Below are 16,171 nucleotides of genomic sequence, written 5' to 3' on the forward strand. Positions count from 1 at the left end.
TTGTGGATTTTATATATGCATTTCTTGTAGGTGGAGCTATTTGTTTAATTGGGCAACTATTGTTAGATTTCGTAAAGTTAACACCAGCTCATTTAATGGCAACTTTTGTAGTCATCGGAGCAATTTTAGATGGATTTGGATTGTACGATAAACTAATAAAATTTGCAGGTGCTGGAGCGACAGTCCCTATCACAAGTTTTGGACATTCACTATTGCACGGAGCAATGCATGCAGCAGAAAAACATGGATATTTAGGAATTGGTATTGGCATGTTTAGTTTAACGTCTGCGGGCATTTCCGCAGCGATATTGTTTTCATTTTTTATAGCACTTATATGTAAACCGAAAGGATAAATCAAATGAGACGAAGGGTTGTTTTGGTCACAGATGGAGATGAATATGCAAAGCGGACAATTGAGCTTTTAACGAAGGAATTTGGGGGAAGGTGTATTTCAGCATCACAAAGTAATCCAACCAAATTGACAGGGAAAAAAGTTGTTGAGCTTATTATGCAAACGCCATATGACCCTGTATTTGTCATGTTTGATGACAGTGGATTTATTGGAGAAGGATCTGGTGAAAAGGCATTAAAATATGTGGCTACCCATAAACAAATTGATGTGCTCGGTATTTTAGCAGTAGCGTCTAATACGCATCATTGGGAATGGGCACGTGTAGATGTAAGTGTAGATCGGAACGGGAATTTAACCGAATACGGTGTTGATAAATTTGGACTTCCAGATGGTGAAATTGGCAGGATTAGCGGAGATACAATATATTGTTTAGATGACTTGAATGTTCCTGTCATCGTTGGAGTCGGTGACATTGGTAAGATGTGTGGAAATGATGAATGGGAGAGGGGATCACCTATTACGAAGAAAGCAATTCAATTAATTTTGGAAAGGAGTGGTTTTTATGACGAAGCCTAAAAAAGTGGATATCCCTATATCAACTTTCATAAGTGACAATGAAAATTATTTAAAGCAGACAGTTGGACTAGGCGTTACATACGATGTCGGCATTCGTAAATTTCAAATTTTGAATAAAGAAATTGGTGTGTTATTTGTAAACGGACTTTGTGATACAAATTATATTATCCCTATTTTAGAAGAAGCGGTGGATACAAATGAGATAAGGGATGTAGAAGAAGATACAGTGAAGCTTTTAGAGAATCGCTTAATCCATCAACAAGTAAGTAAAGTGAAAACGATGGATGAGGTAATGCTCCAAGTATTATCAGGACTGATCGTGATATTTGTGGAAGGTGAAACGGAAGCGTTCGCGATCGATGTTCGTAGTTATCCAGGGCGAACACCGACAGAACCGGATACCGAAAAGGTAGTACGAGGTGCGAGGGATGGATTTGTTGAAAATATCGTTGTAAATACAGCGTTAATTCGTAGGAGAATTCGAGATCCACGTCTTCGAAATGAAATGGTTCGAGTAGGAGATAGATCGCAAACGGATATTTGTATTACATACGTTCAAGATGTTGCAAATCCAGATTTAGTAAAGATTATAAAACAAGAATTAAATAACATCGATGTAGATGGAATTACGATGGCGGATAAAACAGTAGAAGAATTTGTTGTAAAGCAAAGCTATAACCCATTCCCACTTATTCGATATACAGAAAGGCCAGATGTAGCAGCAAATCATCTACTAGAAGGTCATGTGTTAGTACTTGTTGACACATCGCCAAGTGCTATGATTACACCGACAACATATTTTCATCATTTACAGCACGCGGAAGAGTTTAGACAAAATCCAGCTGTCGGTACATTTTTACGCTGGGTGCGCTTTTTAGGTGTTATATTCTCGTTATTTTTATTACCATTTTGGTTAGTGTTTGTATTTGATCCAACTCTTTTGCCAGCAAATCTTGCTTTTATTGGACCGACTAAGATGACGCATTTACCAATTTTATTACAGGTGTTAATGGCAGAGGTCGGACTTGAGTTTTTAAGGATGGCAGCCATTCATACTCCAACGCCGTTATCGTCTGCAGCAGGGTTGATTTCCGCTATATTAATTGGTCAAATTGCAATTGATGTAGGTTTGTTTGTGCCAGAAGTGATTTTGTATGTAGCAGTTTCGATGATTGGTGCATATGCAACACCGAGTTATGAATTAGGATTAGGGAATAAGGTTGGGAAATTATTTGTTATTATTTTAACAGGCCTCTTCCATGAGATGGGATTTGTAATTGGTATGACGATATTAATTTTATTTTTAACGTCTATAAAAAGTTTACAAACACCTTATTTATGGCCGTTTTTACCATTTGATTGGGGCGCATTAACAAAAATTTTACTCCGTCCAACGATGTCTAGTTTAAAAGTACGACCAAGTATTGTAAGACCTCAAAATGTAAAAAGACAAAAATAAACGGGATTATACACCCGTTTATTTTTTTTTAGCAAAAATTTATTATTTTTTAACAAAAATCAAACATTTTTTGTGTACACTTAGAGTAGATATTGTGTATGGAAGGGGAAGAGGACATGATTAAATTATTTGTAAGTGATTTAGATGACACGCTCGTTTACGATGTGAATCATATGCAAAAAGAAGATGAACGTGCGCTGTGTTGGTTAGCTGAGAAAGGGACAAATATTTGTTTTGCCTCTGGCCGCTTTACACACAGAATTGATGAAGTTGTAAAAAGGTTTTCATTCCCATATTACACAACTGGCTTAAATGGAGCGACAATGTTGCTTCCGGATGGAAATTTATTTCATGAATCGAGTTTTGAAAATGTGGTTGCCCAGGAAATATATCGATATATACATAAAAAAGGACTAGCGGATATTGTTTGTGCAAATGAGCAGCGATATACAAAAAGGAAGAATGAACATCACCATAATTTTGAAGCGTATATGGGCGTGCATATCGCTGAAATTGAAGCGTTAGAAGAAGAGTTTGGTAAGACTGTACACCCTGCAAAATTGTTTGTTTTTGGAGAAGAAGAGAAAATTGTGACGTTAGATCAAGAGCTACGAGATATGTTTCAAGGCGAAGCGGAAGTTTTTATATCAGGTAAACGCTATGTTGATATTATGCCAAGAGGCGTGAGTAAGGGGAGTGCTCTAAAGCGACTAATGGACCATTTGCAAATTGAAGCAAATGAAGTTGCTTGTATTGGAGATTCTTTCAATGATATTTCTATGTTTGAAGTAACCCCGCATTCATTTACTCTTCATCATGCCCATCCATATGTAAAGGAGAAAGCAAATCATATAGTGCGTTCGGTTGAAGAGGCTGTTATGAAATTACCGTTACTTGTATAAAAAAAGAAGCCCGTCACTGGCGGGCTTCTTTTTTACTTGAATAAAGATTTAACAAAATCAATGATACTTGAGAAGAAATCTTTCACTTTATCTAGAAAACTTTGTCCTTCTTCAGAACCTAAGAAGGCAGAAACGTGTTCTTTTGCTTTGTTTAATTGACTACCAACTTGATTCCAATCGATATTAAGATTTTTCATTTTATCAAATAACGATACTAAGTTATCTAACTGTTCATCTGTCAATGTAATGCCGAGTTGATCAGCAATTTTTTTAATTAATGAACGTAAATCTTCTGTTGTTTTTGGCTGTTCTTTTGCAATTTCTTCTTTAATTTTTGCAACAAGTTGAACTGCTTTTTCTTCACCAATTTTATCACCAAGCTGGGCTGTTTGTACCATTTCTTCATTCGCTACTTTTTTAACTTCTTCAGGAATTTGTTTATTGGACGCAGTTTCGTATGCTTTCATTAATCCAGTTAAAGCTGCAGTTCCTGAAACTTTAAAAGGTGCAGTAATTTGAATTTCTGCATCTTTTACACCTGCTGTAATCAAAGCGTTAGTGTACATTGCATCTGTTACCCAGTTAATGTTCTTTGATCGTACAATAAGACCAGATCCTGGTTTTGTGTATGTAATCATAGAAGAAGAAATTGCTCTCGTACCAATTTGTGCTTTTGGAACAATGCCTTCTAGAAATTTATGTTCTTCCGCATTAGATACAGTAATAATTGTAGCATCTTTCGGTGCTTTCATTTCTTTTAACAGATCTTGTTTTTGTTGTTCAGATAAGTTCTCTCCTAATGTAACAATTGATTCTCCCTCGATGATGTCTGCAAACGAAGCTGTTGGCATCATAAATACCGTTACAGCTAATAGCAGAGCTAGTAATTTCGTTTTCACGAAAAATCGCTCCCTTTCTCTTTCTAAAATTTTCGGGCAACAAAGTTATTATAGTATATATTTCTTATTTGTCACCTAGCTTTTTCCACATTTCAAAAAAGAAGTATCTAGATTGTCGGATTCTTTTTGTTTCTAGTCATGAATGTGGTAATATAGTGCTGAGATACTTGAAAGGAGACATATACGTATGAAAACTTTAGGATACATATTAATGGAAAACGGTGAAAAAATCGACTTGGAATTTTTTCCAGAAGAAGCACCGAAAACAGTAGAAAACTTTAAAAAATTAGCAGAGCAAGGATTTTATGACGGTGTTACATTCCACCGTGTTATTCCTGGCTTCGTAAGCCAAGGTGGAGACCCAACAGGTACAGGTGCAGGTGGCCCAGGATACTCTATTCCATGTGAAACTGATGGAAACCCTCATAGACACCTTGTAGGATCACTTTCTATGGCTCACGCTGGCCGTAACACAGGCGGTAGCCAATTCTTTATCGTTCATGAGCCACAGCCGCATTTAGATGGTGTTCATACTGTATTCGGTAAAGCAACAAGCGGTATTGAAACAGTATTAAAAATGCGTCAAGGCGATGTAATGAAAGAAGTTAAAGTTTGGGAAGAATAAGGTAAGGAAAAAGAGAGCTTTTGCTCTCTTTTTTATTTTTAATGAGATTGAGTACTACTTCTACAGCTCATCATACAAGTAGTATTGTTGCTAAAACATATTGCTTGTGAGAACAAACCTTTAACCAATTACATAGAATACATTACATTATATGTTTCAATAAATATTTTTTGTTATATTAATTTTGCTAGAATTGTGCTGCTTTAGAGTAACTATAAATGAAGTGCTGTTGAATGATATGTTTCTTTCCATTCCATATAAAATTTTCTTTTTTTAACTCTATTTATTAAAGGAATAGTGCTGAAACATAGATTTGACTTTCTTCTTTTCGCTTTGTATGATTATCAAGTTGTTTTAGACTCTTCTCACTCTGTTGAAAATATTGTAAAATGAATGTGATATGAAAAGAGTGATTGAGGGGATTACTAGTTTGTAACTTTTGTAAGAAGGGATAAGGGTTATGTTAATTCGTTTTAAAAAAAGTTATGAAAAAATTGCAATGGGGCTTCTTTCGTTTATGCCAACTGAAAAAGATGTGAAAACATTACAATTGACAATGAAAGAATATGAAGCAAAAGATGATTGGCAATTGTATTTGTGGAAAGAAAATGAAGATTTTGTTGGAATAATGGGGATTGTAAAAAAAGAGAATCAAGTATTAGAAATTCAGCATTTGAGTGTGAACCCGTCTCACCGTCATGTGGGGATTGGGACGAAGATGGTTCAAGAGTTAAAGAGTAAATTTCTTGAGTTTACAATTTGCGGAAATGAGCAAACAGCAAGTTTTTGCGAAAAATGTAAAGGGCTAGAACAAAATATACATTCGTGAAAGCAGAGATAAGTAGTTTATTATCTCTGCTTTCTTTTTTGTAATTGTTCGTTTCGTTCAGTAATGACCTCTGTGCGATCACGCAAAGTGTGCTTGTTTATAATATATTCACCTGGGATAGCATTCAAGTCTTTCCAAGGGAGGTTTTGTTTTTGACATAACTCTATGCACTGCTTCTCTAACGATGAATCTGATAAGGGTAAAAATAAAGGTACAAAACGTTCTTTTTTATGGATAGATTGCAATCTTTCATTGAGCAAGGAAAGAAGTTGTACTTGATTAATTCCTAAACGTTGTAAAGGCACACCGCTTTTTTCTAAAATTGTAATTGCGCTTTTCATCATTTTTGTAGAACCATTCCAATTAGCACGTCTTTGGTGGTATAAAGAAACTGCAATTTGAATGAGACCAACTAAGTAATGATCACGATTACCTCTTGGTTTTGTCTTCCAATACTCTTCTAGTATTTCGTGGCATTCAAAATAGTCATAATCTCCATGGAAATGAATTAAAAATTGTATGTATTCGGTAGGATACATGTTTTCTCGCTCCTATCTAACGGTTATACATATAAGTGTATCATAGAAATATGAACAATAAACGACTAGGAGGTTTCCCCCTAGCCGTTATTGTTCATATTAGCAGAAGCAAGCTGCTCCTACAATAATTAGTAAAATAAACAGTACAACAAGTAATGCGAACCCACCGCTAAAACCACAATCAACGTGACCCATAGTTTTTTGACCTCCTACATTGTTCTTACTACACTGTTATCATATGAAGTGGTGGGCATGATGACATAGGCATCGGTCTATTTTTAATTAAATTTCTTAAAAAGGTTGGATAGAACATGAGTATGCTCTATACTTATGTTGTTATAGAAAAAATGTGGTGGGATGCTTTGTGCAATATAATTTTAAAGTAGAGGCTTTTGAAGGGCCGTTAGATCTATTGTTACATTTAATACATCGTTATGAAATTGATATATATAATATTCCTGTAGCAGATATTACAGAGCAATATTTATCTTATGTGCATACGATGAAAGAACTTCAATTAGATGTTGCAAGTGAGTATTTAGTAATGGCTGCAACGTTATTACAAATTAAAAGTAAGATGTTGTTGCCGAAACATGAAGAAGATGTACTTGATAACGGTGATGATTTTATAGATGATCCTCGTCAAGAATTGATGGAGAGGTTAATTGAATATAAGAAATATAAGCAAGTTGCTACTGAGTTAAAAGAAAGAGAACAAGAAAGAGCACAGCTATATACACGTCCACCAATTGACTTTACATCGTTGCAACAAGAAGAGGAGACAAGCTTACCTCTTGATGTTACGTTATATGATATGCTAGCAGCATTTCAAAAATTAATGCGCCGTAAAAAGGCAAAAAAACCTGTAACAACACGTATTACTCGTCAAGAAATACCAATTGAACAGCGAATGACTGATATTTTAAAACAGTTAAAAATAAAGGGTGGTCGCCAAAGTTTTTATGATTTGTTTGTTGATGATGAACGTGAAATAATGGTTGTAACATTTTTAGCAGTTCTGGAACTTATGAAAAATCAACAAATCATAATTGAGCAAGAACATAATTTTGATGAAATTTTCGTATCAAGCTCTAATAAATCTGCATAGAGCAAGTATGTGAAAATGGGATAGCAACATTTTATCTCATGCTATGTTTTAATGTATCGTTTGGAACAAGAGAAAAAATATTGAACCGAACGCATTAATTGTGATTCGGTTTTTTGATGTGTATTTTTATGAGAAAATAGAAGGAAGGAGCTCGTGAAATGGATAGGAAAGAACAAAAGTCAATTATTGAAGGCCTTTTATTTGTTTCTGGTGATGAAGGGATTTATCCAGAACAAATAGCGAAAGTTCTTGAAATTGAAATGAATGAAGCAATTAATATTTTAGAAGAAATGCAACAAGAATGTGAAGGTGCAAACCGTGGTTTGCAAATTGTACAGTATGCAAAAGTATATCGTTTTGCTACAAAGAAAGAACATGCTTCATATTATCAAAAATTAATAGATACACCAACAGCTGCTTCACTCTCACAAGCTGCCCTCGAAACGTTAGCGATTGTTGCATATCGCCAACCAATCACAAGGACTGAAATGGAAGAGATTAGAGGAGTTAAAACTGATAAGGCGTTACAAACGTTGGTTTCACATTTACTTATAAAAGAAATGGGAAGAGCAGAAGGACCAGGGCGTCCTATTTTATACGGAACAACAAAAGAATTTTTAGACACATTTGGATTGAAAACATTAGATGATTTACCACCGCTTTCTGAAGAGAATGAACAAATGAATGAAGCAGATTTATTCTTCGGTTCCTTACAAGAGATATCGAAATAAAAGCTTAGCATTTTGCTAAGCTTTTTTTGTATATCAATTATTTACAGTGCCATACTAAATGAAAAAAGGAGACGAGTTATGAGAGGTATGCGGATTATTTTATTATTAGTTTCTGTTTTATTATGTTTTTCTTTAAATAGCGCATCAGCTAAAAGGTATATGATGTCCATTCATACTACGTCTCCTTTACATATGCATCGGCAACATCTTAGTAAAATGAAAGTGAGCTTTTTAAAAGTGGGGCAAGGTGACGCAACACTTATTATAATGCCAAATGGACAAACAATGTTAATTGATGGAGGACCTTATGAAGCAGGAGAGGTTATTATTCAGAAATTAATTGAGAAAGGGATTAATCATTTAGATGTAATTGTCAGTACGCATCCCGATATGGATCATATAGGGGGGTTAATTCCAATTGTAGAGCAAATGCCGGTATCGCTTATATTAGATAGCGGAAAAACATATAGTTCTCTTACTTATCATACGTATCGGAATAATATAAAAAAAAGAGGGATACCTTTCGTTTCAGTAAAGGAAGGACAATATATACCGCTGGATCCACATGTTTCTATACAAGTATTAAACAACGGGAAATCAAAAGATGAAAATAATGAATCCTCAATTGTTTTAAAGGTGCGATATGGAAAAGCGGATTTTTTATTAATGGGTGACGCGGATGTACGGACAGAACATGAAATATTAAAACAATTTGATGTCCATGCAGATGTGCTAAAAGTGGGGCATCACGGCTCATATACTTCAACAAGTGAAACGTTTATAAAAAAAGTGGAACCGCAGTTTGCTATTTTGTCGTACGGGAGTAGTAATCCGTATGGACATCCTCACCAAAGTGTAGTGAAACGCTTAAAAAGGCACGGTATAATGGTATATAGAACGAATAAAAGTACAGTAGAAATGGAAACAGATGGTGAACATATTATGTTAGAGTCTAGCGGGTTAATGCCATTATTGAAGTGATTTCTATATTAGGGGGGCGATACTGTCCCTTTTTGGAAAAATGAATAATATATATTATAATTATAAGAGACGTAAGAAATTTCCTTTTCTGTTGAATAAAAAGGAAATTTTATTAGAATGTATAGACAACTACTCGTGTGTATATTAAGATGGAACTAGGCGAATAAGGTAATAATAACAAGTAGGTAATTCATGGGAAAGGATCGATGAAAATGAAAACGCAAATTGTCATCAATGCCAAAATTTACACAGGTCAAGAAATAGTGGAAAACGGATTTATTCGTTACGCAGAAACCATTAAAGAAATTGGTTTGATGGCTCAATATGTACCACAAGAAAATGAAACTGTTTTTGATGCTACAGGGAAGATTGTAATTCCAGGTATGATCGATGTTCATATTCATGGTGGATACGATATTGATGCGATGGATGCAAATAGCGATGGGTTAGTAACTCTAGGTAAAGAAATGTTAAAAGAAGGGGTTACAACTTACTTCCCAACAACAATGACACAAGCTCCAGAGGCAATTGAAGCAGCGTTAACTGCTGCAAAAGAAGCAAAAGAAAAAGGAGCGCATTTCGAATATATTCACTTAGAAGGACCTTATGTTTCAAAGAAACGTGCAGGTGCACAACCACTTGAACATATCGTTCCTGCAAATATTGAGCAATTTAAACAATGGCAAGAAGCAAGTGGGAATTTAATTAAATTAGTAACATATGCACCAGAAGAAGAGGGAGCATTAGAGTTTGAACAATATCTTGCTGAAACTGGTGTAGTTGGCACAATGGGGCATACAGATGCAATTGATGGGCAACTAAAAAATAGAAAAATTACACATGCAACACATTTATACAATCAAATGCGTGGATTACATCACCGTGAACCAGGAGTTGTTGGTCATGTGTTATTAAATCCAGATGTAATGGTTGAAGTAATTACAGATGGTATTCATATTCACCCTGATATGGTGAAATTAGCATATAAGTTAAAAGGACCAAAAAAAGTAAGTGTTATTACTGACGCAATGCGTGCAAAAGGTCTTGAAGATGGATTATATGAGCTTGGCGGACAGCCAGTACATGTAAAAGATGGTAGTGCTCGATTAGAAGATGGAACGTTAGCTGGTAGTATTCTAAAAATGGATCAAGCTTTCCGAAATGTAATTGAATTTACAGGTTGTTCAATCGAAGATGCAGTACTGATGACATCAGTTAACCAAGCAGAAGAGTTTGGATTAAATAATAAAGGTGCATTAGCGGTAGGAAAAGATGCAGACTTTGTTGTGATGAATGAAGATTTACATGTATATGATACGGTTCGTTTAGGAATTCATATGAAGGAAGGGAAGTAATTAAATGAATATTCTTGTTGTAAAAACTCCAGAAGAACTAGCAGAAGCAGGTTATAAATTAATTGAAGAAGTTGTAAAAACAAAAGAAAATCCAACATTAGGAATGGCTACAGGAAGCTCTCCATTAGGTATTTATGCAGAAATGCGAAAAAATAAACTTGATACAAGCCGTGTAACCACTGTAAACTTAGATGAGTACGTAAATTTACCACATGAAGATAAAAACAGCTATCACTATTTCATGCAAGAACAGTTGTTTGATCATCTTCCATTTAAACAAACTTATGTACCAAACGGGATGGCAAGTGATTTAGAGGAAGAGTGCAAACGTTACGAGAGCATTCTAGCTGCTAACCCAGTTGACCTACAGATTCTTGGAATCGGTGAAAACGGTCACATCGGATTTAATGAGCCAGGAACACCGTTTAATTCTCCAACAAACATTGTTGAATTAACAGAATCTACACGCCAAGCAAACCTTCGCTTCTTCGAAAAAGAAGAAGATGTGCCAACTCATGCGATTACAATGGGAATTGGAAGCATTATGAAAGCGAAACAAGTTCTACTTGTTGCTATGGGTTCTAAAAAGGCAGAAGCTGTTAAAGAATTATTGCAAGGTGAATATAGTGAAGAGTGTCCGGCTACAGTTTTACAACGTCATCCGAATGTAACCGTAATCGCTGATCAAGAAGCTCTATCTTTATGCAGTGAGGCGATTGCTGATGAACATCGACAAGTATTCACCATTTCCGATCTATTATCAGATTCAAGAGTGGGTGAAACAGCTAATTGAGGACGGCGAATGGAAGCCGGGAGATAAAATCCCATCTGAGAATGAACTTTGTGATAAGTTCGAAGTGAGTCGAATGACAATCAGACAGGCGATTAATAATTTAGTGGAACAAGGCTATTTATATCGGAAGCGTGGAATTGGAACATTTGTCCAACTTCCGAAAGTGGAACAAAAATTGCAAGGAATGACGGGATTCACAGAAGACATGATTTCTCGTGGGATGAACCCAAGTAGTCAATTACTTAGTTTCCGCCTAGTTCCAGCTACTGCTAAAATAGCAGACCGGTTGAGAATACAGGAGGGGGAATCGGTTTATGAAGTGAGGCGTATTCGCTTAGCTGATGATGAACCGATTGCTTTTGAGACGACATATTTGTCGCCAGCTCTTGTAAAAGATATTAACGAAGAGATATTGCAACAATCTTTATATGAACATTTAGAGAAAAAACTGGGCTTTAAACTTGTTAGCGCTACTCAGTCAATTGAAGCTTCCGTTGCGACGGAAAATGAAGCTGAACATCTGCATATTCCTAAAAAGGCGCCTGTACTTGTAATGCGTCAATGGTCATATTCAGAAGGTGAGGTACCGCTAGAGTACGTGAAATGTATTTATCGTGGAGATCGTTATAAATTTATTACGAATATCGCACGTAACAAATAGTATATTTCAGTTTGTGAAGTACAGTGGAATTGAAAATGGTTAACATGTAAAGAAATAAAAATACGACTCATCCTTATAAGGAATGAGTCGTATTTTTATTATGAGCAATTACGTGGTTAACAGCATCTTTGACGTGATTTACTACATAGTGAGCGTGATTTTTTACTGCATCATCTGCTTGTGACATAGCAAAACTGTGAGGAGTTAAAGAAAACATAGGAATGTCATTGTAAGAATCCCCTATACAAGCAATTTCCTCAGGTTTTATTTGAAACTCATTTAATAAAACAGAAATGGCAGAGCCTTTACTAACATTCGGTGGCATTACATCTAAACATTGTTCTGCTGAGATGAAAGTACTAACTTTCCCGTGGAATTTTTCATCAATTTTTTTCTGAAGGAGTTGTAAGCTCTCCTTTGTTCCGCCGACAGAAATTTTATTTGGGAAAATTGTATCATCAATCTTCTGTAGTAAGTTTGGTTCTTCAACAGAAGTCATAGTTACTTGTTGTTCAAGTTCTTGAATAAAAGGTGTTTTCTCTTCAATGTAATAATTATGCTCATCACTTACATAACGGAAATAAGGCTCTTCATTCGTCATAGCTAACAAATCGGGAAGTATGCTGGAATCAAAAGTTGCAGATAATAGTTGTTTATTTTCATGTGTATATACAAAAACACCATTTACACTAATACGATGAAAATTTGTATTCACAGCTTTCATTAAGTCTGCAATTTCATTATCAAGTCTTCCGGAAGCGAAGCAAAGAATAACATTTTGTTCGGCAAGGCTGCGCAGTGCCGCAACATCTTGTTCATCAATAAGACCTCCGTGTTGCATCATTGTACCATCGATATCACTTACAAACATTTTAATCATGCTGTTATCTCCTTTCTATGTACAGTTGCTCTTACATTATACGCATCATATATAAACATGTCTAAAAAATGAATTTTTATTAAATGGCAGATGTTTTACATTGACGACAAAGAAGAATATTCTGTAACATAAAAGTAGGCTATTTAAGTACGAGGGTGGTGTTATATGAGTAATTATCTAGAAATTAAAAAAGTTTTAAATAATAATGTCATCATTGCTAGCCATCCGGAACACGAGGAAGTAGTAGTGATTGGTAAAGGAATTGGATTTGGGAAAAAAGCGAAAGATGTATTGGAGCAAGAACAAATCGAAAAAATGTTTGTCTTAAAAAATGAACGTGATCGTGAACAATACAAATTATTAGTGCCGCATATTAGTGAAAAATTAATTGAATTGATGAACGATATTATGCTGTACATTCAAGGAAAAGCGAAATCTCCACTAAATGAACATATTCATATTGCGTTAACAGATCATATTTCATTTGCGATTAAAAGGTTAAAACAAGGACTTACAATTGATAACCCTTTTTTAGTTGAAACAAAAATGCTCTATCCAGAGGAATATGAAATTGCGGAAGGTGTTGTAGAACTTTTAAATTCTCGTTTGCAAATTACATTGCCTGAAGGAGAAATTGGTTTTATTGCACTGCACATTTACAGTTCGCTTACAAATTCTGATTTATCTTCAGTTAATCAAAACTCCCGTCTTATTGCACAACTTGTATCTTTAATTGAGACAAACTTACAAATTACATTAGATCAAGAGAGCATTCATTATTTACGTCTTATTCGTCATCTTCAATATGCTATTGAGAGGGTGAAAAAAGGAGAAAAAGTAGAGGAATCGCAAAGTTTTGCTGATTTATTAAAGGCGGAGTATCCAGTTTGCTATAACTTGGCTTGGAAGCTAGTTAAGGTCATGCAAAAAGAGTTGCAACTACCTGTATATGAAGCTGAAAGTATTTATTTAACGATGCACTTGCAACGCTTAGTAAAGGCAGAGCATGTGTAAAAAGTCATATATTTTTGTCTAAAATGAAAACGTTAAAAAAAATGATTGAATCGCTTACAATAGTTATGTATAATAACTATTGCAAAGTTATACAAATTTCGACAAACACATTAAGGTGAGTAACGAAAACGTTTGCCTTAATTATAGTGAACTTATACGTAAACCTATTTTTGACACGTGTTACTGATTCGATCAGGCATGAGTGGAGAAAAGTAAGGAATGTAAGCTAGAGAAAGGGATATACTACCCTTTGTATAGCTATCGTTCTATCTTTTTTTCCTCATGTCTTTTTGGCGTTTGTCGGAAGGTATCAATATAGATAAGAGAGGAAGGGTTTCCATGTTTAAGAATATCTTTGGTGTTCTTCAAAAAGTCGGAAAAGCGTTAATGCTTCCAGTAGCGATTTTACCGGCGGCAGGTATTTTACTTGGATTTGGTAATGCATTTCAAAATCCACAGTTAACAAATGTTATTCCTGCTTTAAAAGCAGATTGGTTCGTAATGGTTGCAAAAATTATGGAACAATCTGGTGATATTATTTTCGCTAACCTTGCATTATTATTCGCAGTTGGGGTAGCAATTGGTTTAGCTGGTGGAGACGGAGTAGCTGGTTTAGCAGCATTCGTCGGCTACTTAATTATGAACAAAACGATGAGTGTGTTCTTAGAAGTAGATAAGCTAGTGAAAGTAACAAGTTCTGGAGCAGACCCAGTAAAAATTGGATTTGCAGATCCAGCGTATGCGAACGTATTAGGTATTCCAACGCTACAAACAGGGGTATTTGGTGGTATTATCGTCGGTATAGTAGCGGCATATTGCTATAATAAATACTTCAACATTGAATTACCATCATACTTAGGTTTCTTTGCAGGTAAGCGTTTCGTACCGATCGCAACTGCAACATTCTCTTTAATAGTAGGTATTATCATGTGCTTCGTTTGGCCATACATTCAAGGTGGCTTAAATACGTTCTCACATCAAATGATTGATGCAAATAGAACAATCGCAGCATTTATATTCGGTTTAATTGAACGTTCATTAATTCCATTTGGATTACATCACATTTTCTATTCACCGTTCTGGTTCGAATTCGGTCAGTATACAAATGCAGCTGGCGAATTAATCCGTGGTGACCAAAAAATCTTTATGGCACAGTTAAAAGACGGTGTAGAATTAACAGCAGGTACATTTACAACTGGTAAGTATCCGTTCATGATGTTCGGTCTTCCAGCAGCAGCTTTAGCAATGTACCATGAAGCACGTCCAGAAAATAAAAAATTAGCAGCAGGTATTTTAGGTTCTGCAGCATTAACATCTTTCTTAACAGGTATTACAGAGCCACTTGAATTTTCATTCTTATTCGTAGCGCCAGTATTATTCGGAATTCACGCTGTATTTGCTGGTCTATCATTTATGACAATGCAAATTTTAGGTGTTAAAATTGGTATGACATTCTCTGGTGGTTTAATTGACTTCCTATTATTCGGTGTACTACCAGGCCGTACAGCATGGTGGTGGGTAATTATTGTTGGTCTTGTACTAGCAGTTATTTACTACTTCGGATTCCGCTTTGCAATTCGTAAATGGAATCTAAAAACACCTGGTCGTGAAGTGGCAAATGCAAATGACGGCGCAGGAAAAGCAGAAGCAGGCGAACTTCCTCGTGAAGTATTAGTAGCACTTGGTGGTAAAGAAAACATTGCTTCTTTAGATGCTTGTATTACTCGTTTACGTGTTCAAGTTAACGAACAAAAGAATGTAAACAAAGACCGCTTAAAAGAACTTGGAGCAGCTGGTGTACTTGAAGTTGGAAATAACATTCAAGCTATTTTCGGACCGAAATCTGACACATTAAAATCACAAATTCATGATATTATGTCAGGTCGTACACCTCATGTTGAAAAAGAAGAACCTGTAAAAGTGGAAGAAACTCCTCAAAAAGTTGATGAAAATGAAACAATTGTATCACCAATCGAAGGGAAAATCTTACCAATTACAGAAGTGCCTGACCAAGTATTCTCAGGAAAAATGATGGGAGACGGATTTGCAATTGAGCCAACTGAAGGAACAGTAGTTTCTCCAGTGAACGGTGAGATTGTCAATGTATTCCCTACAAAACATGCGATTGGTATTCAATCTGAAGGCGGAAAAGAAATTTTAATCCACTTCGGTATTGATACTGTAAAATTAAATGGTGAAGGTTTTGAAGCGCTTGTAGCACAAGGCGACAAGGTGAAACAAGGCCAACCATTATTAAAAGTAGATCTTGCATTTGTAAAAGAAAATGCACCATCTATCATTACACCAATTGTCTTTACAAACTTACAACAAGGGCAACAAGTCGAATTGAAAAAAGATGGAAATGTTAAGAAGGGCGAAACCGCTATTATTGACATTCAGTAGGAATTTGACGCAAAATGTTTATAATTATAATAGGCGATGTGGTTGACCGAACATCGCCTATTAT

At 35.4% G+C, this 16,171-nt stretch carries 18 protein-coding genes; 14 read left to right on the forward strand and 4 right to left on the reverse strand.

Annotated features, from left to right (window positions below; genetic code table 11):
- Positions 1-2 precede the first annotated feature (2 nt).
- The 4 genes from spoVAE to HMAS_RS04195 all read left to right on the forward strand — a co-directional run bounded on the left by spoVAE (position 3) and on the right by HMAS_RS04195 (position 3,289).
- Positions 3-353: a stage V sporulation protein AE gene (gene spoVAE / locus HMAS_RS04180; protein ID WP_000345904.1), complete on the forward strand. Its 351-nt coding sequence runs from the start codon at positions 3-5 to the stop codon at positions 351-353.
- A 5-nt stretch (positions 354-358) separates the two neighbouring features.
- On the forward strand, positions 359-928 hold the full coding sequence (locus HMAS_RS04185; protein ID WP_001254415.1) for a stage V sporulation protein AE: 570 nt from the start codon (positions 359-361) through the stop codon (positions 926-928).
- Positions 915-2,387 (forward strand): spore germination protein SpoVAF, encoded by a 1,473-nt coding sequence (gene spoVAF, locus HMAS_RS04190; RefSeq protein WP_000165595.1) that lies wholly within the window; start codon positions 915-917, stop codon positions 2,385-2,387. The genes HMAS_RS04185 and spoVAF overlap by 14 nt, the downstream gene beginning before the upstream one ends.
- A gap of 98 nt (positions 2,388-2,485) precedes the next feature.
- On the forward strand, positions 2,486-3,289 hold the full coding sequence (locus HMAS_RS04195; protein ID WP_002024734.1) for a Cof-type HAD-IIB family hydrolase: 804 nt from the start codon (positions 2,486-2,488) through the stop codon (positions 3,287-3,289).
- 32 nt (positions 3,290-3,321) lie between these two features.
- On the opposite strand, the gene HMAS_RS04200 is transcribed toward HMAS_RS04195, so the two are convergent.
- Positions 3,322-4,188, reverse strand: a complete 867-nt coding sequence (locus HMAS_RS04200) for a DUF1002 domain-containing protein (RefSeq protein WP_000850515.1) — start codon at positions 4,186-4,188, stop codon at positions 3,322-3,324.
- Between the two features lie 187 nt (positions 4,189-4,375).
- Here HMAS_RS04200 and HMAS_RS04205 point away from each other — a divergent pair, with 187 nt between their 5' ends.
- Together HMAS_RS04205 and ribT are read left to right on the forward strand one after the other, a co-directional pair.
- Complete coding sequence (locus tag HMAS_RS04205; RefSeq protein WP_000853782.1) at positions 4,376-4,813, forward strand: peptidylprolyl isomerase; 438 nt, start codon at positions 4,376-4,378, stop codon at positions 4,811-4,813.
- 460 nt (positions 4,814-5,273) lie between these two features.
- Positions 5,274-5,642: a GNAT family N-acetyltransferase RibT gene (gene ribT, locus HMAS_RS04210; RefSeq protein ID WP_000908401.1), complete on the forward strand. Its 369-nt coding sequence runs from the start codon at positions 5,274-5,276 to the stop codon at positions 5,640-5,642.
- 20 nt (positions 5,643-5,662) lie between these two features.
- Here the strand turns inward: ribT and HMAS_RS04215 are convergent, their stop codons facing one another.
- Both HMAS_RS04215 and HMAS_RS04220 read right to left on the reverse strand, forming a co-directional pair.
- The gene (locus tag HMAS_RS04215; RefSeq protein ID WP_000283596.1) at positions 5,663-6,181 is read right to left on the reverse strand and encodes a DUF309 domain-containing protein; all 519 of its coding nucleotides are present in this window, start codon (positions 6,179-6,181) and stop codon (positions 5,663-5,665) included.
- A 99-nt stretch (positions 6,182-6,280) separates the two neighbouring features.
- On the reverse strand, positions 6,281-6,376 hold the full coding sequence (locus tag HMAS_RS04220) for a YjcZ family sporulation protein (protein WP_000510194.1): 96 nt from the start codon (positions 6,374-6,376) through the stop codon (positions 6,281-6,283).
- A 169-nt stretch (positions 6,377-6,545) separates the two neighbouring features.
- On the opposite strand from HMAS_RS04220, the gene scpA reads away from it, so the two are divergent.
- From scpA to phnF, 6 genes are all read left to right on the forward strand, one after another.
- Positions 6,546-7,289 carry a segregation/condensation protein A gene (gene scpA, locus HMAS_RS04225; RefSeq protein ID WP_001199753.1) on the forward strand — a complete coding sequence of 248 codons (744 nt, stop codon included), beginning with the start codon at positions 6,546-6,548 and terminating at the stop codon, positions 7,287-7,289.
- Positions 7,290-7,447: 158 nt separating this feature from the next.
- Positions 7,448-8,020: a segregation/condensation protein ScpB gene (scpB, locus tag HMAS_RS04235; RefSeq protein ID WP_000375168.1), complete on the forward strand. Its 573-nt coding sequence runs from the start codon at positions 7,448-7,450 to the stop codon at positions 8,018-8,020.
- Positions 8,021-8,098: 78 nt separating this feature from the next.
- Positions 8,099-9,001 (forward strand): ComEC/Rec2 family competence protein, encoded by a 903-nt coding sequence (locus tag HMAS_RS04240; RefSeq protein ID WP_001214830.1) that lies wholly within the window; start codon positions 8,099-8,101, stop codon positions 8,999-9,001.
- Between the two features lie 212 nt (positions 9,002-9,213).
- Complete coding sequence (gene nagA, locus HMAS_RS04245; RefSeq protein ID WP_006928115.1) at positions 9,214-10,356, forward strand: N-acetylglucosamine-6-phosphate deacetylase; 1,143 nt, start codon at positions 9,214-9,216, stop codon at positions 10,354-10,356.
- Positions 10,357-10,360: 4 nt separating this feature from the next.
- Positions 10,361-11,149 carry a glucosamine-6-phosphate deaminase gene (gene nagB, locus HMAS_RS04250; protein ID WP_001024210.1) on the forward strand — a complete coding sequence of 263 codons (789 nt, stop codon included), beginning with the start codon at positions 10,361-10,363 and terminating at the stop codon, positions 11,147-11,149.
- The gene (phnF, locus tag HMAS_RS04255; protein ID WP_021727649.1) at positions 11,079-11,810 is read left to right on the forward strand and encodes a phosphonate metabolism transcriptional regulator PhnF; all 732 of its coding nucleotides are present in this window, start codon (positions 11,079-11,081) and stop codon (positions 11,808-11,810) included. The genes nagB and phnF overlap by 71 nt, the downstream gene beginning before the upstream one ends.
- 73 nt (positions 11,811-11,883) lie before the next feature.
- Here the strand turns inward: phnF and HMAS_RS04260 are convergent, their stop codons facing one another.
- On the reverse strand, positions 11,884-12,690 hold the full coding sequence (locus HMAS_RS04260) for a Cof-type HAD-IIB family hydrolase (protein ID WP_000594248.1): 807 nt from the start codon (positions 12,688-12,690) through the stop codon (positions 11,884-11,886).
- 165 nt (positions 12,691-12,855) lie between these two features.
- Here HMAS_RS04260 and glcT point away from each other — a divergent pair, with 165 nt between their 5' ends.
- Both glcT and ptsG read left to right on the forward strand, forming a co-directional pair.
- Positions 12,856-13,704, forward strand: a complete 849-nt coding sequence (gene glcT / locus HMAS_RS04265) for a glucose PTS transporter transcription antiterminator GlcT (protein WP_000073858.1) — start codon at positions 12,856-12,858, stop codon at positions 13,702-13,704.
- A gap of 339 nt (positions 13,705-14,043) precedes the next feature.
- Entirely contained in the window at positions 14,044-16,107 is a 2,064-nt protein-coding gene (gene ptsG, locus HMAS_RS04270) for a PTS glucose transporter subunit IIABC (RefSeq protein WP_000475799.1), read from the forward strand.
- The last annotated feature ends 64 nt before the right edge of the window (positions 16,108-16,171 follow it).

Source organism: Bacillus sp. HMA207 (assembly GCF_003402455.1).
Taxonomy (GTDB): domain Bacteria; phylum Bacillota; class Bacilli; order Bacillales; family Bacillaceae_G; genus Bacillus_A; species Bacillus_A cereus.